The 16,816-nt window shown below is 61.6% G+C and carries 10 protein-coding genes; 4 read left to right on the top strand and 6 right to left on the bottom strand.

Translation table 11 applies throughout. The features are described 5' to 3' along the window. The first annotated feature begins 72 nt into the window (after positions 1-72). Complete coding sequence (locus AB8B31_RS29215; RefSeq protein ID WP_018246241.1) at positions 73-1,110, top strand: LacI family DNA-binding transcriptional regulator; 1,038 nt, start codon at positions 73-75, stop codon at positions 1,108-1,110. A 33-nt stretch (positions 1,111-1,143) separates the two neighbouring features. Here AB8B31_RS29215 and AB8B31_RS29210 read toward each other — a convergent pair whose 3' ends face one another. Both AB8B31_RS29210 and AB8B31_RS29205 read right to left on the bottom strand, forming a co-directional pair. Then, positions 1,144-2,433 carry an MFS transporter gene (locus AB8B31_RS29210; RefSeq protein WP_018246240.1) on the bottom strand — a complete coding sequence of 430 codons (1,290 nt, stop codon included), beginning with the start codon at positions 2,431-2,433 and terminating at the stop codon, positions 1,144-1,146. A 143-nt stretch (positions 2,434-2,576) separates the two neighbouring features. Then, a complete protein-coding gene (locus AB8B31_RS29205) occupies positions 2,577-3,776 on the bottom strand; it encodes a multidrug effflux MFS transporter (RefSeq protein WP_018246239.1) in 1,200 nt (399 codons plus the stop codon). A 271-nt stretch (positions 3,777-4,047) separates the two neighbouring features. Between AB8B31_RS29205 and AB8B31_RS29200 the strand changes: the two genes are divergently transcribed. Next, complete coding sequence (locus tag AB8B31_RS29200; protein WP_018246238.1) at positions 4,048-4,788, top strand: TetR/AcrR family transcriptional regulator; 741 nt, start codon at positions 4,048-4,050, stop codon at positions 4,786-4,788. Between the two features lie 27 nt (positions 4,789-4,815). On the opposite strand, the gene AB8B31_RS29195 is transcribed toward AB8B31_RS29200, so the two are convergent. The 4 genes from AB8B31_RS29195 to msrA form a co-directional block, all read right to left on the bottom strand. Next, positions 4,816-5,256 carry a response regulator gene (locus AB8B31_RS29195; RefSeq protein ID WP_026188739.1) on the bottom strand — a complete coding sequence of 147 codons (441 nt, stop codon included), beginning with the start codon at positions 5,254-5,256 and terminating at the stop codon, positions 4,816-4,818. 706 nt (positions 5,257-5,962) lie between these two features. Next, positions 5,963-7,189, bottom strand: a complete 1,227-nt coding sequence (locus AB8B31_RS29190; protein ID WP_018517797.1) for an HlyD family secretion protein — start codon at positions 7,187-7,189, stop codon at positions 5,963-5,965. Beyond that, positions 7,190-7,636 (bottom strand): hypothetical protein, encoded by a 447-nt coding sequence (locus AB8B31_RS29185; RefSeq protein ID WP_018246235.1) that lies wholly within the window; start codon positions 7,634-7,636, stop codon positions 7,190-7,192. 649 nt (positions 7,637-8,285) lie between these two features. Continuing rightward, positions 8,286-8,987, bottom strand: a complete 702-nt coding sequence (gene msrA, locus AB8B31_RS29180) for a peptide-methionine (S)-S-oxide reductase MsrA (protein ID WP_018246233.1) — start codon at positions 8,985-8,987, stop codon at positions 8,286-8,288. 199 nt (positions 8,988-9,186) lie between these two features. Between msrA and AB8B31_RS29175 the strand changes: the two genes are divergently transcribed. Together AB8B31_RS29175 and pbpC are read left to right on the top strand one after the other, a co-directional pair. Further along, entirely contained in the window at positions 9,187-14,652 is a 5,466-nt protein-coding gene (locus tag AB8B31_RS29175; protein ID WP_018246232.1) for an alpha-2-macroglobulin family protein, read from the top strand. Beyond that, positions 14,652-16,730 carry a penicillin-binding protein 1C gene (gene pbpC, locus AB8B31_RS29170; protein ID WP_018246231.1) on the top strand — a complete coding sequence of 693 codons (2,079 nt, stop codon included), beginning with the start codon at positions 14,652-14,654 and terminating at the stop codon, positions 16,728-16,730. Before AB8B31_RS29175 ends, pbpC begins: the two co-directional genes overlap by 1 nt. Positions 16,731-16,816: the final 86 nt, after the last annotated feature.

The raw sequence follows: 16,816 nt of genomic DNA, 5'->3' as shown, positions 1-16,816 counted from the left end.
GCCGCATGTCGTTGTCCCAAAACCGCTGCACAGTTTTGGGCGACATGCATTGGGGGAGGAAGATCGCCTGAGATGAAAGGAATCCGCCAGCTCGCCGAGCATCTCGATATTTCGATCGGAACGGTGTCCCGTGCGCTGAACGGCAAGCCCGACGTCAACGATGAAACGCGCCGGCGCGTGCTCGCCGCCGCCGAAGAGCTCGGTTACGTCGCCAACCAGTCGGGCCGCAGCCTCCGCCAGGGCATGACAAATGTGATCGGGCTGATGCTCGAAGTGAGCCGCGAGACGGTCGAAAACAGCGACGACTTCTTCCTTGGCGTCACCGACGGGCTGCAGAGCGTCTTTTCCCGTCACAAGCTCGATCTTGTCATGCTGCCCTGCCCCGATGACGAGGACCCGCACGAATATCTGAAGCGCATGGTGGCGCGCCGGCTTGTTGACGCGCTGATCATCTCGGCGACGCGACGCACCGACCGGCGCATCGAGCTGCTGGAAAAGGCCCGCATCCCCTTCGTGACGCTCGGGCGCAGCGCGTCGGGCGGCAGCTACACCTGGATGGACCTCGATTTCGAGGGCGTGGCGTCGCGCGGCGTCGACCGGCTGGTCGCCAAAGGCCATCGGCGGATCGCTGTGGCTGTACCCTCCTCCGACATCAATCTCGGCTACCTCTTCCTCGACGCTTACCGCCAGACGCTGCAACGGCATGATATCCCCTTCGACCCGGCCCTCGTCATCCGGGTCAAGTCGAGCGAACAGGGCGGCTATCAGGCCGGCCACGAATTGCTGATGATCGAGCAGCGCCCGACGGCGATCATCCTGATCCATGAACTGATGGCGATCGGGCTTTACCGACGGCTTTCCGAGGCCGGCGTCGTGCCCGGCCGCGACCTCGCCGTCGTCGGTTTCCGCGAGGAGCCGCGCACGCATTTCCTGCAGCCGACGCTGACGTCCTTTCGCATGTCGCTGCGCGATCTCGGCGCGCAGCTCGGCGAAACCCTGCTCGCCACCATGCCGGCCTATGCCGATCACTATCCGCAGGGTGCCCGCAACAGGATTTGGCCGCTGGAACTCATTCCGGGCGAAAGCGACGCTTTCACTCTGACAACCTGATGCCCTTTGCGTCGATTTGTTTAGCGGCTTGCATCAGACCCGGCTTGGAGCAGCCTGCTCCCTGCTCGACAGCTGATGCGTAACGAAAAAGACCAGAAGGGCTCCGGCCGCCAGGCAGGCGGACAGGAAGAACATCGGCGCGATCGTGCTGCCGCTCGCTTCCTTGATCCAGGGCACAACGTTTTGGGCGACGAAACCGCCGAGATTTCCGACCGAATTGATGGCCGCAAGGCCGGCTGCGGCACCCGCACCCTTGAGGAAACGTGAGGGCAGGCTCCAGAACACCGGCTGTGGAGCGAAGATCCCGGCAGCAGCGACGCAGAGGAAGGCGAATTGCAAACTGTGGTTCGGAATGAGCGCCGAGAGCAGCAGGCAGGCAGCGCCGATGAAGGCAGGAACGACGATATAGGGCGTCTTCGATTGCGCCTTGTCGGCCATGGCGGGAACGACATAGAGCGCGATCGCGACCAGCACCCAGGGAATGATGTTGAGAAAACCGTTCACCGTGTTGCTGACGCCGAAGGCCTTGACGATGGTCGGCAGCCAGTAGCTCAGCCCATAGGCCGAAAGCGGAAAGGCGATATAGCAGAGCGCCATTAGCAGCACGCGTGGGTCGATGAGCGCCTTGAAGCCGTTTCCGGCATTCTCGCCCATGCCGGAATTTTCCGAGGCGAGCCTTCGTTCCAGCCACTTCTTCTCCTCGCCGCTCAGGAAGCTTGCGTTTTCAGGCCGGCCGGGAAGATAGAAGAAGGTGACGATGCCGGCGATGACTGCGGGAACACCCGTCGCCAGGAATACCCACTCCCAGCCGGCAAAGCCGTAGAGACCGTCGAGATCGAGCAGCACGCCGCCGAGCGGCGCACCGACGGCATTGGCGATCGCACTGAAAATCATGAACAGCCCGACCATCCTGCCGCGATAGACCGAAGGGAACCACAGCGTCAGCAGATAGAGGACGCCGGGAAAGAAGCCGGCTTCGCAGACGCCGAGCAGGAAACGCAGGATATAGAACATCGTCGCGTTCTGCGTGAAGGCGAGCGCGATGGTGACGATGCCCCACGAGACCAGGATGCGCGCGAACCAGACACGGGCGCCGAGCCTGTCGAGGAAGAGGTTGCTCGGCACCTCGAAAAGAAAATAGCCGATGAAGAAGAGCGAAGCGCCGAGGCCATAGGCATATTCGCTCATTCCGAGGGCATCGACCATCTGCAGCTTGGCGAAACTGACGTTCTGCCGGTCGATATAGGCGATGAGATAAAGGATGCCGAGAAAGGGCATCAGCTTCCAGGTGATTTTAGAGATCAGCCGCTTCTCGTCGACCATAAGTATCCTCCGATATGACCATGCTTCGTCACGGCGTAGATAGAGCGGCCAGCCGATAATCAATTGCGCGTTGCATTTTCTGGGATGGGCCGCGACGGGATCATATGGCCGCACCCGCACACCGGGTGCGGCCTGTCTTTAAATCATTCAGCAGCGGCAACAGCCGCGCGGCGGCCGATCGTTGCCTGGGTCAGCGCGAAAGCTGAGAAGGCGCAGAGCGCAATGCCGGCGGCCATCGGAACGGCAGTACCGTCGAAGAAGACGCTTGATATGACCATGGCGACGGCGGCGATCACGAAGTGCAGCGTGCCCATCAGTGACGAGGCCGTGCCGGCGATCTCGCCGTGATCCTCAAGAGCGAGCACCGCGCTCGTCGGGATGACGAGGCCGAGGAAGCCGTAGCCGATGAACAGGAAGGTCGCCAGGACAGGCAGCTGATTGAAGCCAGAGGCCATCACCACCGCCATCACCACCATCGCAAGCGCATAAGCGCTGACCGCAATCCGCATGACGCGCACCAGGCCGAAACGCTCGCCCAGCCAGCCTGTGGCCTGCGATACCGCAAAGAAGGACACGGCGTTGATCGAGAAGGCGAAGCTGTATTGCGTCGGCGTCAGCCCGTAATGCTGGATCAACACGAAGGGCGAGTTGGCGAGATAGACGAGGAAGCTCGAAATGCCGAGGCCGCCGATAAAGGTCAGCGTCAGGAAATTGCGGTCGGTGAGCAGCAGGCGATAGGCCGCCATGGCGCTTCTCAGACCGCTGCCGCTGCGTTCGTTCGCCGAACGGGTTTCCTCCAGCTGGGTCGCAAGCAGGACGAGGCCGATGAAGGCGGCAATCGTCACGGCCCAGAATACACCGCGCCAGCCGTAGAACTCGATGACGGCGCTGCCCGTCAGCGGCGCCAGGATCGGCGAGATCGAGAAGACCAGCATCAGCAGCGACATCAGGCGCGCGGCCTGCACGCCGGTGTGCATGTCGCGGACGATGGCGCGCGGAATGACCATGCCGGCGGCGCCGCCAATACCCTGAACGAAACGGAAGGCGATCAGCGTTTCGATATCGGTGGCCAACGCGCAGCCGATCGAGGCGACGGCGAAGAGGCCGATGCCGAGATAGAGCGGCAGCTTGCGGCCCCACATATCCGACAGCGGCCCATAGACAAGCTGGGCGAGCGCAAAGGAGATGAAGAAGGCAAGAAGGGTTAGCTGTGTGACGTTATTATCGGCATGCAGGTCCTGGCCGATGGACGGCAGTGCAGGCAGATACATGTCGATGGCAAAGGGCCCGATGGCCGACAGAAGGCCGAGAATGAGGGCAATGCGAAAGAAGGGAGCCGTCATAATGGTGATCTTTCATAAAAGCGCGGCGGAGGTACCGGATCGTCGCTCCGCTACATTGCTCTTAGAGCGCCGTGCGTCCTCTCGGATGCACAAGGACACTCCAACTCTTTGAATTTACGCATCGTGCTTTCCGGAAATCGGAACCGATTTTCGGGCCGATGCGCTAGGGTTCAATGATGATCGTTCGCGCGAAGACGAAGTTGGGAGCTTATATCTTCAGCGCAACCAGGACTGTCAACAAATTTGGACACAGATGTAAAATTAGACGCCATTGTCTAAAACGTCAAGACGTCTTATCTTCGCTATCATGAAAGATCGCATGACACCGGCAGCCCGAATGACAGGGCATACGCAGCGCGGACAATGCGCCAAACGCATGTCGATCCTCGATGCCGCGGCCGACGTATTCTGCCGCCAGGGTTTTGCCGGTACCAGCATCGACGAGATCGCCGCCGTCGCCTGCGTATCCCGCCAGACGATCTACAATCACTATCGCGAGAAAGAAACGCTGTTCGTCGCCGTCGTCGAAGACGTCATGAACCGCGCCAACGCGATGCTGTTCTCCGTGCTTTCGACCTTTCCCGATCGCGCCGACCATCTGGAGGATGACCTGACGGCCTTCGCCGTGCGCCTCAATAAGAATTGCATCTGCAACCACGACGGAAAATTTCTGCGCAAGCTGGTGCAGACGGAAGGCGAGCGATATCCGCACCTCTTCGAAAGCTGGCGCCAGCAGGGGCCAGGCAAGCTGATCACCGCACTGTCAGCACTTTTAGCTCGGCTTGCCCATAAGGGGGCGCTCGCCATTGACGACTACGACGTCGCCGCCCGGCAGTTCGTAGCACTCGGCAATGCCGACCTGCAGATGATGATCCTTCTCGGGGGCACGCCCACCGATGAAGAACTCGAAAAGGCGGCGCGCAACGCGGTTCGCACCTTTCTCAAGGCCTATGGCAGGCCGGAGGTAGATACGACCGGGCATCTGCCGCAGCTCGCAGCCATACCAGGCTGACCAGGCCTTTCCGATAAAGCCAGCCGATCAGGCAAAGACCGTCATCTGTGAGGGTACGACCGCGAACATGCCGACGCGCCGCGCGGCAAGATATTTCACCAGCTGCTCGACAACCGAAGGCATGACCGGCTTCTGGACCACGCCAACCGCGCCCTTGACGCCATCGGCGACCACTTCGGGATTGCCCGTCATGAAGACAACGGCAATGCCATGCTCCTGCGCCAGCCGTCGGCCGATCTCGGGCCCGGTCGGGCCGTCGGCGAGATTGACGTCGACGAAGGCGATATCGGCAAGCGGCGCCAGCCGCAACGCCTGTTCACAATCATTCGCAAGGCCGGCGACCTGCATGCCCATGGCTTCCACCGTCGCCTCGAGATCCAGGGCGATCAGGAATTCATCTTCAACGATCAATACTCTCTGTTTCATGAGGTCATCTCGTTGCCAGCGCCGCACGACATTGGTGGCCATGATACGTCCCCTTGGTTACGCCGATACTTCTAAGGAGGGATCCGCTCCGACAGCCTATCCCACGCGAAACTCATGGTGGTAACGGGCAATTCCACAATATGTTCCGCGGTGGAACGTGATTCTTTGGATTTAAGATATTGTTAACGTTGATAAATTCTTAAACCGGCTGAGGAGAAACCGGATCATCCTCAATCTCACGCGAGCCGGCTCGATGGGAGAATTACAAGACGATATAATTATTTCTCCCTTTTGGGGCCAGAATCTGAAGCGCATTGCCAGTAGATACTAATTCTTTGGTAGTATTTTCGAACTCATATTGGGAATACTTCACTGGAAGATAGAGAAATATCGTTTGCATGCCGGCTCTAGCGCGATCGTCATTTACTGAAGTCTTTGTAAGTGCGCGGCAAAATCGGAGCTCTTCCAAAAACCCTACCTGCTAGGGTCGGGCCAAGCCCGCCGGGCGTATTCCAACCTCCCGTCTCCTGCGGGACGAATGTGCGCGCTAGTGGTGTTCTAATGCATGTAATTGTATGGTCTTTCGGCGCGTGTCGGTCCGCCTCCCTCAGCGCCGGTTCGAAGGACGCCGACGAAGAATTTGGATCGACAACCGAACGGACGACGGTGATCCATCCGCCCGACGAGTCACCCACACCAAGTCTCTTCTCGTCGTCGTCGATGAAACGATCCCCGTATTGTTCTGCGTTCAATGACCCGACAGAACGAGCGTCTGAACCGGCAGGAGCAGCGCTTGAATTCGCAGAATCATCGCATGTACAAGTCCAACGGCGTCGACCATATGAAGGGCAAACCACCTGACCTTGCCAATGTTTGGATCGGCGAGCGCGTCGTGATTGTTGGTATATGCGTTGGCGATGCAACTGCTTCCAGGCGGCACGCCATTGAGCCCTCCCGGATAAAGTGGCTGCAGAAAGACGGTCAGGGTGCCAGGCTGCGCCGTCTGCTGAACGTCGATGAGTTGATCCGTCGCGCGCAATTGTCCGGCCGCGATAACCTCCTGCACGTCGGTCACGACCATCGGAATGATTGTAAACGGCTTTCCGATGCAGGTTGCTTCGGCGATCATCCCCTTTTTCATGACCTGCGCTTCGATCTGGCCGAAGCCGGCGATCAGTGTGCTTTGTCCAGCGCCTTCTGGCACAAGGATCCCGGCAGGACGCAACATTGCATTGACGACGTCCCCGCGACGCAGCGTAAACTGTTGCACAGTACCCGCGACGCCGGCCCTTACGATGGTCTTGTCGAGTTCGACCTGCGCCTGCGCCAGGGCCGCTTCGGCGCTTGCTCTTTGAGCTGGCAACTGCACGGCGATCTGTGTCTCCAGGGTCAGCTTTTTCGCCACCGTTGCATCCAGCGCTCCCTTGCGGCCGTCGATCGTCGTCGCTAGGCGTTCGACCTCGCGCCTGGCGACAGCGTTGTTCGTCAGGAGCTGCGCCTTCATCTCGTATTCGTCGACTGCCGTCTGGTAGGCACCCTGCGCCTCTTTGATCTGGCCATCGACCCCTATAAGCTCGGTCTGGGTCACCTTTATTCCGGCCTCGACTTCTGCGACGCGCCGACGGGCCGTCTCCCGCGCCGCCTGCTGTTCGGAATTATCGAGCCTGAACAGTGGCGATCCGGCCTCGACCTTCTGGTTCAGCCCGATGAAAACTTCCTCTACACGTCCGGTTGCCTCCGGCATGATCGTGACGGTTCGAAATATCGCGGTGGCAGTCTGGGCTGATGGATGGAAGTAGAAAATCATCGTAATCAGCGAAACGGTCAGAAGAAGGCAGGCGGTGATCCCCCATCGGAGTTCGTACCACACCGTATAAAGCGTGATGTCGCGGCCGATCCGCTTTCCCTGACCGTAGCGCCGGAACAGATAATCGGGGAGGATCGTCAGCATTGAGCAGAGAAGCAACTCAAACATTCAGATATCCTCTCCATGTACGCTGGTCTTGGGCGGTGACGGTATTGGCTCTGCTTCCGCAGTATCTTCCGCTATCAGAGCAGGATCGCCTGTCGTTTCAGCCTGGCGGCCGGAGAGTTTGCCGAGAGACTGGGCGATTGAGTAGAGCGGCGTGGAGAAGTCGGGAATCTGAATAAAGGCCAGAAGCAGCCCGGCAATCCAGAAAAGATGGTTGTGGGTGAACAGTGAGATGAGCGCCAGGACGGCCACGATCTCCATCTGCACCTTGTTCGTACGGTGGGCTCTGCGTTCGGGAAGGGCGTGCAATTGGAAGTACAGATTTCCAACCGCGAGCACGGCCACCAGCAGAAAGACAACGACGACAACGAAAAGGTAGTCCGTATGTCCGGGCGAAGTGATGAAAATCGGCAGGTGCTCGATTGCCGCTGGATGAACTGATTGCTCCATTGCTACCACCTAGAGAAAAAGAGTGAAATGCGCCGTCGTCGAGAGCGTCTTAGATTTCTTTTGCCAGTGCCGCGACCAACTCCTCGTACATGCTACGGCGCTCGCCACGCGTCGGATCTATCGAGGCCTCCCACCTGGCGAGCTCGGGTTTTGCTTCTGCAAAGTCCATTGTGCCGGAAACTGGCGCGTAGCAGCGGCCACGCCTTCGTCCATATTTCACTCCCAAGGCGACGACACGGACACGTTTGCTTCTCTGATGTAGGGAGACGATGGCGTGGTTGTGGAGTATGTTACTGTATCATACGGGTTCGATGACTGTCTCCAGGGCGATTGGGGGCCCCGACGAGGCACCGCGACGGCCGGGAGTTCGCTGGAAAGCGACCTGATTTCCTGCTCAATGTCCTCACGGAATTGCAGATGCCGACTTGGCAGCCCGCCGATCTTGAGCACGTTATTGGTCGCAAGGCGGGGACGATGGTTCCTTATGCCGTCGGCGCCAGAGCGGCCATAACGGCGCTGAACCCTGCAGTTTCCCTTTGATCAACCAACCATTCGCATCCATTGCCGCACGAGACGGCGGCGATTCTCTCTGAGTCGCCGGGCTGCCAATGAGTCGGAGATATGCGGCCGCTATAAGCGGTCGTGTCGATCAGCCCTTGGCCTTCACCAGTACCGGTTGGCTGCGGTAGTCGGCCGGAAACAGCGACTTCAAGTTCTCGATTTTCGGAAGGTCGTTGTAGACGATATAAGGATAGGTCGGATTAAGCGTCAGGAAATCCTGATGATAGGCCTCGGCGGGATAGAAGCCGGCGGCGTCGGACACCTTGGTGACGATCGGCTGCGGAAAGACATGCGCCTTGTCGAGCTGGCTGATATAGCTCAGGGCGACCTTGCGCTGTTGCGGATCGGAAACGAACAGCGCCGAACGATATTGCGTTCCCTGGTCCGGACCCTGGAAATTCAGCTGCGTCGGGTTGTGCGCCACAGAGAAGAAGATCTGTAGCAACTTGCCGTAGCTCACCTGTTTCGGATCGAACTTCACCTGGACGGATTCGGCGTGACCCGTCGAGCCGGTGCTGACGGTTTCATACTGCGCCGTTTTGGCGTTGCCTCCGGCATAACCGGAGACGGCGCTCTCAACGCCCTTCACGTGCTGGAAGACGCCCTGGACGCCCCAGAAACAACCTCCGGCGAAAATGGCGGTCTCGGTGCCTGGCCCGGCCACCTCGTCAATGGCCGGCGGCGGGATGACGACGGCATCCTCGGCCGCACCCGCAGCACACACGCCGAACGAGAATAGAGTGGCAGCAAGGAGCGCGGTAATGCTCCTGCGGTGGGAAGACGTGGACATGGCGCTACCTCCTGCGATCGCCCAAATCCTTGCTCATCCTAGCAAAAGCCGCAAATCACAAGGCGGTCACTCACGCCGATGTGACAGCTGGACGAAAGCGCCTGTGCGAAGATGAAACAGCGCTCAACTTCAGTTGACAATCTCGCGAGGAGTGAGGAGAGTGCCCGCCGGTCAGAGCCAGCATTTCCGGGGGGAACCTATGTCCGTGCGCTCGTTCTTCGCTTTCGCGACAATCGCATTTTCCACGATCGCCATCAGCTTTTCCGCCGCCGCTGCGGACACCAAGCGCGACATCCAGACGATTAAGGACGCCGATTTCTTCGGCTTCGATCTTCGCACCGAGCAGAACGTCTCGCTCGATCAGTGCAAGACATCCTGCATCGGCGACAAGAGCTGCAAGGCCTTCACCTACAATCCCAAGGTGAAATGGTGTTTCCTGAAATCCGATTTCAAAACGATGAACGCTTTCCCCGGCGCCATCGCCGGCAAGATCGTCGAAACGGCCGGCCAGCAGGAGCGGGATATTGGCGCTGCGCCGCGGCTGACCTTCCTGACGAACGATCTCATCCAGCAGGCCCACGACTTCAAGGATAATCTGACCCTGGCCGACGACCAGCAGGGCCAGGGCGCCGACAGCCTGACGGCCAATGCCCGCATTGACCTCACTGCCAACAATCTGGCCGACGCGCTGAAGTCCTTCCATGGCGCGCTGTCGATCACACCTGACGACGCCGATCTCTGGCTCGAAACCGCCCGCGCCGCAGCCTCGCTCGGCAGCGCCGAGAGCAACACGACCGGCCAAGCCGTGCTCGACGCGCTGAACGGCTACGAGCTGACGCGCACCACCGCCAAACGCGCCGAGGCGCTGGCCGTGCTCGCCACTGCACTGGAGCGGAATGCCAACTACCGCCCGGCGCTCGATGCCTACAAGGCGAGCCTGGCGCTTGTCGGCGCCAAAGATGTGCAGGCGGCCTACCTGCAGCTGAAATCAACGCAGGGCTTCCGCGTCACGGAACACACGGTCGATGCCGACAGCGCCACGCCGCGTGCCTGCGTCACCTTTTCCGAGGCGCTGGTCAAAACCACCGACTACACGCCCTTCGTGACGCTGAACGGCGAAGCACCAAAGGCGCTCGAGGCCAAGGACAAGCAGATCTGCGTCGAGGGGCTGACGCATGGTCAAACCTACAAGATCGCCTTCCGCACCGGCCTGCCGTCGGCCGTCGACGAGGTGCTGGAAGCACCTGTCAGCGTCGACGTCTACATCAAGGACCGTAGCCAGATCGTGCGTTTCACCGGCGACAGCTTCGTGCTGCCCTCGACGGCGCGCCGCGGCATCCCGATCGTCTCGGTCAATATGACCTCGGCCAACTTGAAACTCTACCGCATCGGCGATCGCGCCATCGCGCCGCTGCTGACCAATTCGCAGTTCCTGTCCCAACTCGACGGCTACAGCGCCCAGAACATCCAGGACCAGAGCGGCGAACTCGTCTGGCAGGGCTCGATCGACATCGCCAACGAACTCAACAAGGACATCGTCACCAGCTTCCCGGTCGACGAGGCGCTGCCCGAGCGCAAGCCCGGCATATATGTGATGACCGCAACGGCGGCAAACGGCCCCGCGCAGGAGTGGGATTCGCAGGCGACGCAATGGTTCCTGGTCTCCGATATCGGCGTCACCACCTATGCCGGTACGGACGGGCTCAACGTCTTCGCCCGCTCGCTCGCCTCGGCCAAGCCGATCGCAGGCGTAGAGCTGCAGCTGCTCGCCAAGAACAATGAAGTGCTCGGCACTGCCACGACCGACGAAAACGGCCGCGCCACCTTCACTGCCGGCCTGATCCGCGGCACGGCGGCGCTGACGCCAGCCGTCATTACCGCCAAAAACGGCACGTCGGACTACGTCTTCCTCGACATGACGCGCGCCGGCTTCGACCTCTCCGACCGTGGCGTGACGGGCCGCGCAGCACCCGGCGCGATCGACGTGCTGACCTTCACCGAACGCGGCATCTACCGCGCCGGCGAGACGGTGCATGCGCAGGCGCTCGCCCGCGACACCGATGGCAACGCCATCGAGAACCTGCCGCTCACTTTCATCTTCAGCCGCCCCGACGGTGTCGAAGACCGGCGGATCGTCAGCCAGACCAGCAATCTCGGCGGCTACTCCATCGATTTCCCGACCCAGGAAAACGCCATGCGCGGCACCTGGACGATGAACATCTATACCGATCCCAAGGGCAGCGCGATCGCCACCAAGAGTTTCCTCGTCGACGATTTCGTCCCCGATCGCACCGACATGGAGATCAAGACCGAGGCCAAGGAAGTCGGTCCGGACACGCCGGCGACGATCACCGTTTCGGGCAAATATCTCTACGGCGCCCCAGCCGCCGGCCTGACGCTCGAAGGCGACGTCGTCGTCAAGCCGACGCGCGAGAGTGCGGCCTACAAGGGCTTCCTCTTCGGCCTCGCCGACGAAGAGGCGAGCGAGGATTCGCGCCTGCCGATCGACGGCCTGCCGGAACTCGACGAGAACGGCGAAGCCTCGACCGACCTGACCATCAGCGACCTGCCGGCCACGACGCAGTTGCTCAACGCTACTGTCTATATGCGCATGCAGGAGGCGGGCGGCCGCGCCATCGAGCGCTCCTTGACCATTCCGGTGAAGAACCAGGGCGCTTCGATCGGCGTTAAGCCGGAATTTTCCGACGATCTGCCGGAGAATTCGATCGCCAACTTTACGGTGATCAGCGTCAAGGCCGACGGACAGAAGCAGGAGACGAAGGGCCTGCGCTGGAAATTCTATAGCCTCAACCGCGAATATCAGTGGTATCGCGAGGGAACCGCCTGGAAATACGAGCCGGTCTACACCGCCGAGCAGGTCTCCAACGGCAGCGTCGACGCGACGATGGACGGCGGCAAGATCTCCGTTCCGGTGACCTGGGGCCGCTATCGCCTCGAAGTGGAAAGCCCCGATGCCGACGGCCCGACCTCCAGCGTCGAATTCGACGCCGGCTGGTTCGTGACATCGACCTCGACGGAAACGCCCGACGGGCTTGAGATCGCCCTCGACAAGGACAGCTACAAGATCGGCGACACCGCCAAGCTGAAAGTCACCTCGCGCTATGGCGGCGAGCTGATGGTGACGGCCGGAACCGAAAAGCTGGTTGCCGTACAGAACGCCACGATCGGCGAGACCGGCGGCGAGGTCGATATCCCGGTTACATCAGACTGGGGTGCCGGTGCTTATGTGACCGCAACGCTCTTCCGCCCCGGCGACGCGCAGGACAGCCATATGCCGATGCGCTCGATCGGCATCAAATGGCTGAAAGTCGATCCTGAACAGCGCGCGCTGCAGGTGACGCTCGACACGCCCGAGAAGATGCTGCCGCGCGGACCGTTGAATATCGGCCTGCAGGTGGCTGGCGCCGGCGCCAACGAGGACGCCTACGTGACGGTTGCTGCCGTCGATGTCGGCATTCTCAACCTGACGCGCTACGAACCGCCGAACCCGGAGGACTGGTATTTCGGCCAGCGCCAGCTCGGTCTTGAAATCCGCGACCTCTATGGCCGCCTGATCGACGGCTCGCTGGGTGCGACCGGCAAGCTCAGGACCGGCGGTGATGGCGGCGCCATTGCGCTGCAGGCAAGCCCGCCGACGCAGAAGCTCGTCGCCTTCTTCTCCGGGCCGGTGAAGCTCGACGCCGAAGGCAAGGCCAATGTCTCCTTCGACATTCCGCAATTCAACGGCACGGCGCGTGTCATGGCCGTCGCCTGGTCGAAATCGGGCGTCGGCCACGGCGTCAAGGATGTCATCATCCGCGATCCCGTCGTGGTGACCGCAAGTCTGCCGAAGTTCCTCTCCCCCGGCGACAAGGCCAATCTGCGCCTCGACATTGCCAATACCGATGCGCCGGCCGGCGACTACAAGCTGCAACTGACCGGTAATGATGCGGTCGGCATCGAGGAAGCTTCTGCCTCGCAGACGATCCGCCTCGAGGCCGGCGCGAAATCCGAACTGACGCTTTCGCTCATCGGCAAACAGCCGGGCGCCGGCAGCGTCTCGATCAACCTCTCCGACGCTTCCGGCCTTTCACTCGACCAGACGGTCGATGTGCCGGTGCGCCCGGCTTCCTTGCCGATCACCGAACGCAGGGTGCTGGCGCTGAAGCCGGGGGCAAAGCTCACCGTCGACAAGAACCTGCTGGCCGACAGCGTGCTGCCGGGTGCCTCGATCAGCGTCAATGTCACCCGTTCGGCCGCCTTCGATATTCCCGCCCTGCTGATGACGCTCGACCGCTATCCCTTTGGCTGCGCCGAGCAGACCACCAGCCGAGCGCTGCCGCTGCTCTATCTCGCCGAAGTCGCAAAGCAGGCGGGTATGGAAAACGACGACGACGTGCATAAGCGCGTACAGGACGCGATCTACCGCGTGCTTTCCTATCAGGCCTCTGCCGGCAGTTTCGGCCTCTGGGGACCGGATTCGGGCGATGTCTGGCTCGATTCTTATGTCACCGATTTCCTGACGCGGGCCCGCGAAATGAAATACGACGTGCCGGAAAGGGCTTTCGTGCAGGCGCTCGAAAACCTGCAGAACACCTTGTCCTACACCACCGACATCAAGGGCCAGGGCGATCAGATCGCCTATGCCATCTACGTCCTTGCTCGCAACAAGAAGGCTGCGATCAGCGATCTGCGCTATTATGCCGATACGATGATCAATGACTTCCCGACGCCGCTCGCCAAGGCGCATATCGCCGCCGCATTGGCGCTCTACGGTGATGCGCAGCGCTCGAAGAATATCTTCCTCGACGCGCTGCAGATGTCGGAGCAGTCGATGGTGTCACGCGTGAACCTGTCGCGTACCGACTATGGCACGATCCTGCGCGACGGCGCGGCGATCCTGGCGCTCGCCGCCGAAAGCCGGCCGGTACCGCCGGTCATCCCGGAACTCGCCAAGGCGGTCGGCAAGGAATGGGAGCGCAGCAAATATAAGAGCACGCAGGAAGAAACCTGGATGCTGCTTGCCGCGCGCGCCATCCAAGGCGGTGACGACGGCCTGAAGGTCGATGTCAATGGGGCCGCGCACACCGGTGCCTACATGGCACGCATGACCGGCGATGCCCTGGCTGACCATCCGCTGACGCTGACCAACCAGACAAACGACACGGTTTCGGCTGTGGTCACCACCGTTGCCGCTCCCACAGTGCCGCTGCCGGCCGGCGGCGACGGCTTCGTCATCGAGCGGACCTATTACACGCTCGACGGCGAAGAAGCGAATGTCAGCGAGGCGAAGCAGAACGAACGCTACGTCGTCGTCATCCATGTGCGCGAAACCAACGACTGGCCGTCGCGCATCGTCATCACCGACCTTCTGCCGGCCGGCTTCGAGATCGACAATCCGAATCTCGTCGACAGCGCCCAGATGGCGAATTTCGACTGGATCGGCGAGATCTCCGCTGCCCATACCGAATTCCGCTACGACCGCTTCGTCGCCGCCTTCAACCGCGCAGCAGGCGATGAGCGCGAATTCAACGTCGCCTATGTCGTTCGTGCCGTCACCCCCGGCACCTACGACCATCCGGCCGCAAACGTCGAGGACATGTACCGGCCGGAGCTTTCGGCCCGCACGGCAACCGGCAAGATGGAGGTCGTGACGGCGCAATAATGAGGCGGTGGCACAAGTTTGCGATCGGGTCCGCAGCCGGCATCATTCTTGCCGGCGCGGCTCTCTTTGCGCTCGATGCCGCCGACAAGGCCTTTCCGCCGCCGCTGGACAGGGCAAATGCCGTGTCTGCCGAGGTGCTGGATGCCGATGGGCAATTGTTGCGTGCGTTTGCGACGTCGCAAGGCCGCTGGCGGCTGAAGACGGCGGTCTCCGACGTCGATCCGCAATTCTTGCGCATGCTGATCGCCTATGAGGACCAGCGTTTCTACGACCACGGCGGCGTCGATCCCTGGGCGCTCGGGCGCGCTGCCGTGCAACTGGTCAGCAATGGCCGCATCGTCTCCGGCGCCTCGACGCTTTCGATGCAGGTGGCCAGGCTGATCGAGCCGCGCGAAGGACGCTCGCTTTCGGCAAAACTGCTGCAGTTGGTGCGCGCCGTGCAGATCGAGCGGCGGCTGTCGAAGGAAGAGATTCTCGACCTCTATCTGACGCACGCGCCCTATGGCGGCAATCTGGAAGGCGTGCGCGCCGCAAGCCTTGCCTATTTCGGCAAGGAACCGCGACGCCTGACGGTCGCCGAGGCGGCTTTGCTCGTCGCCCTGCCGCAATTGCCGGAACGGCGCCGGCCGGACCGCAATCTCAAGGCAGCCGAGGCCGCGCGCAAGCGTGTGCTTGACCGCGTAGCGGTCGCTAGAGCCGTTGGTGACGGCGAAGCGGAGCGGGCTGAAGGCGTCGCGGTCCCGTCGCGGCGCATGCAATTGCCGGCACTTGCCGCCCATGTCGCCGAAGCCGCACTGCGCAAGGAGCCTGATGTCCTCAAGCATCAGACGACTTTGAAGAAACAGGTGCAGCAGGGGCTGGAAGCGGTTGCGCGGGCAGCGGCGTTCAAGCTCGGGCCGAAGCTTTCGCTTGCCATGGTGATGGCGGATGCGCAAACCGGTGCGATTGTCGGCGAGGTTGGCTCAGCCGATTATTTCGATGCCAGCCGCTCTGGCTGGATCGACATGACGCGCGTCAACCGCTCGCCGGGCTCAACGCTGAAGCCCTTCATTTATGGGCTGGCTTTCGAACAGGGCCTGGTGTCCCAGGAAACGATCATCGAGGACCGGCCCGCTGACTTCTTCGGCTACCGGCCGCGCAATTTCGACATGAGCTACCAGGGCGACGTCACCGTGCGCGAGGCGCTGCAGCTTTCGCTGAACGTGCCGGCCGTCAAGCTGCTCGATGCCGTCGGGCCGTCGCGGCTGATGGTGCGCTTCCGCCGCGCCGAGGTACGCCCGGTCCTGCCGCCGAATGAGACGCCGGGACTGGCGATCGGTCTCGGCGGCGTCGGCATCACTTTGAAGGATCTGGTGCAACTCTATACGGCCCTCGCCAATCGCGGCCAGCCGGCAAGGCTCGGCGACGGCGTCAGCGGCGCACCGGGCAAGCTCGACGGCGAACCGTTGCTGGAACCGGTCGCGGTCTGGAACGTCGCCGATATTCTCTCCGGCGTCATTCCTCCCTCAGGCGCACCGCAGCGCGGCATCGCCTACAAGACCGGCACGAGCTACGGCTACCGTGATGCCTGGTCGGTCGGCTATGATGGGCGTTATGTGCTAGGCGTCTGGGTCGGACGGCCTGACAACAGCGCCGTGCCGGGATTGACCGGTTATGGCACCGCCGCGCCCGTCCTCTTCGAAGGGTTCGCCAAGTCAGGCATCGCGACGACGCCGCTTCCCCGCCCGCCTGCGGGCGCCGTGCGCATCGCCCAGTCGGAGCTGCCCATCAGCCAGCGGCGCTTCGCCCTCAATGCCAGCGGCCTGCTCGCCTCCGGCCGCGAGGCCCCGCCTGAGATCATCTATCCGCCCGAGGGCGCGCATGTCGATCTCGGCGCTGGTCAAGGGAACTTGTCACCGCTGATGCTGAAGCTCCAGGGTGGCCGAGCCCCCTTCCGCTGGCTTGCCAATGGCAAGCCGCTGCCTGATCTGTCCCGCCGGCGTATCCAGCAATGGCTGCCTGATGGCGGCGGCTACTCGAAACTAACCGTCATCGACTCGGCCGGACGCGCCGCAAGCGTCGGCGTTTTCATCGACTAGAACATCCGAACGCACGATCCACCGATTAAAAAAGTTGCAGCGTCCCTTAGGCGTGTCAAAAGACGCGCGGTGCTGCAAGGAACAAA

Origin of the sequence: Rhizobium sp. 62_C5_N11_2, assembly GCF_051811185.1 — a bacterium.
Taxonomy (GTDB): Bacteria; Pseudomonadota; Alphaproteobacteria; order Rhizobiales; family Rhizobiaceae; genus Rhizobium; species Rhizobium leguminosarum.
This window is presented reverse-complemented; position numbering and strand designations above follow the sequence as displayed.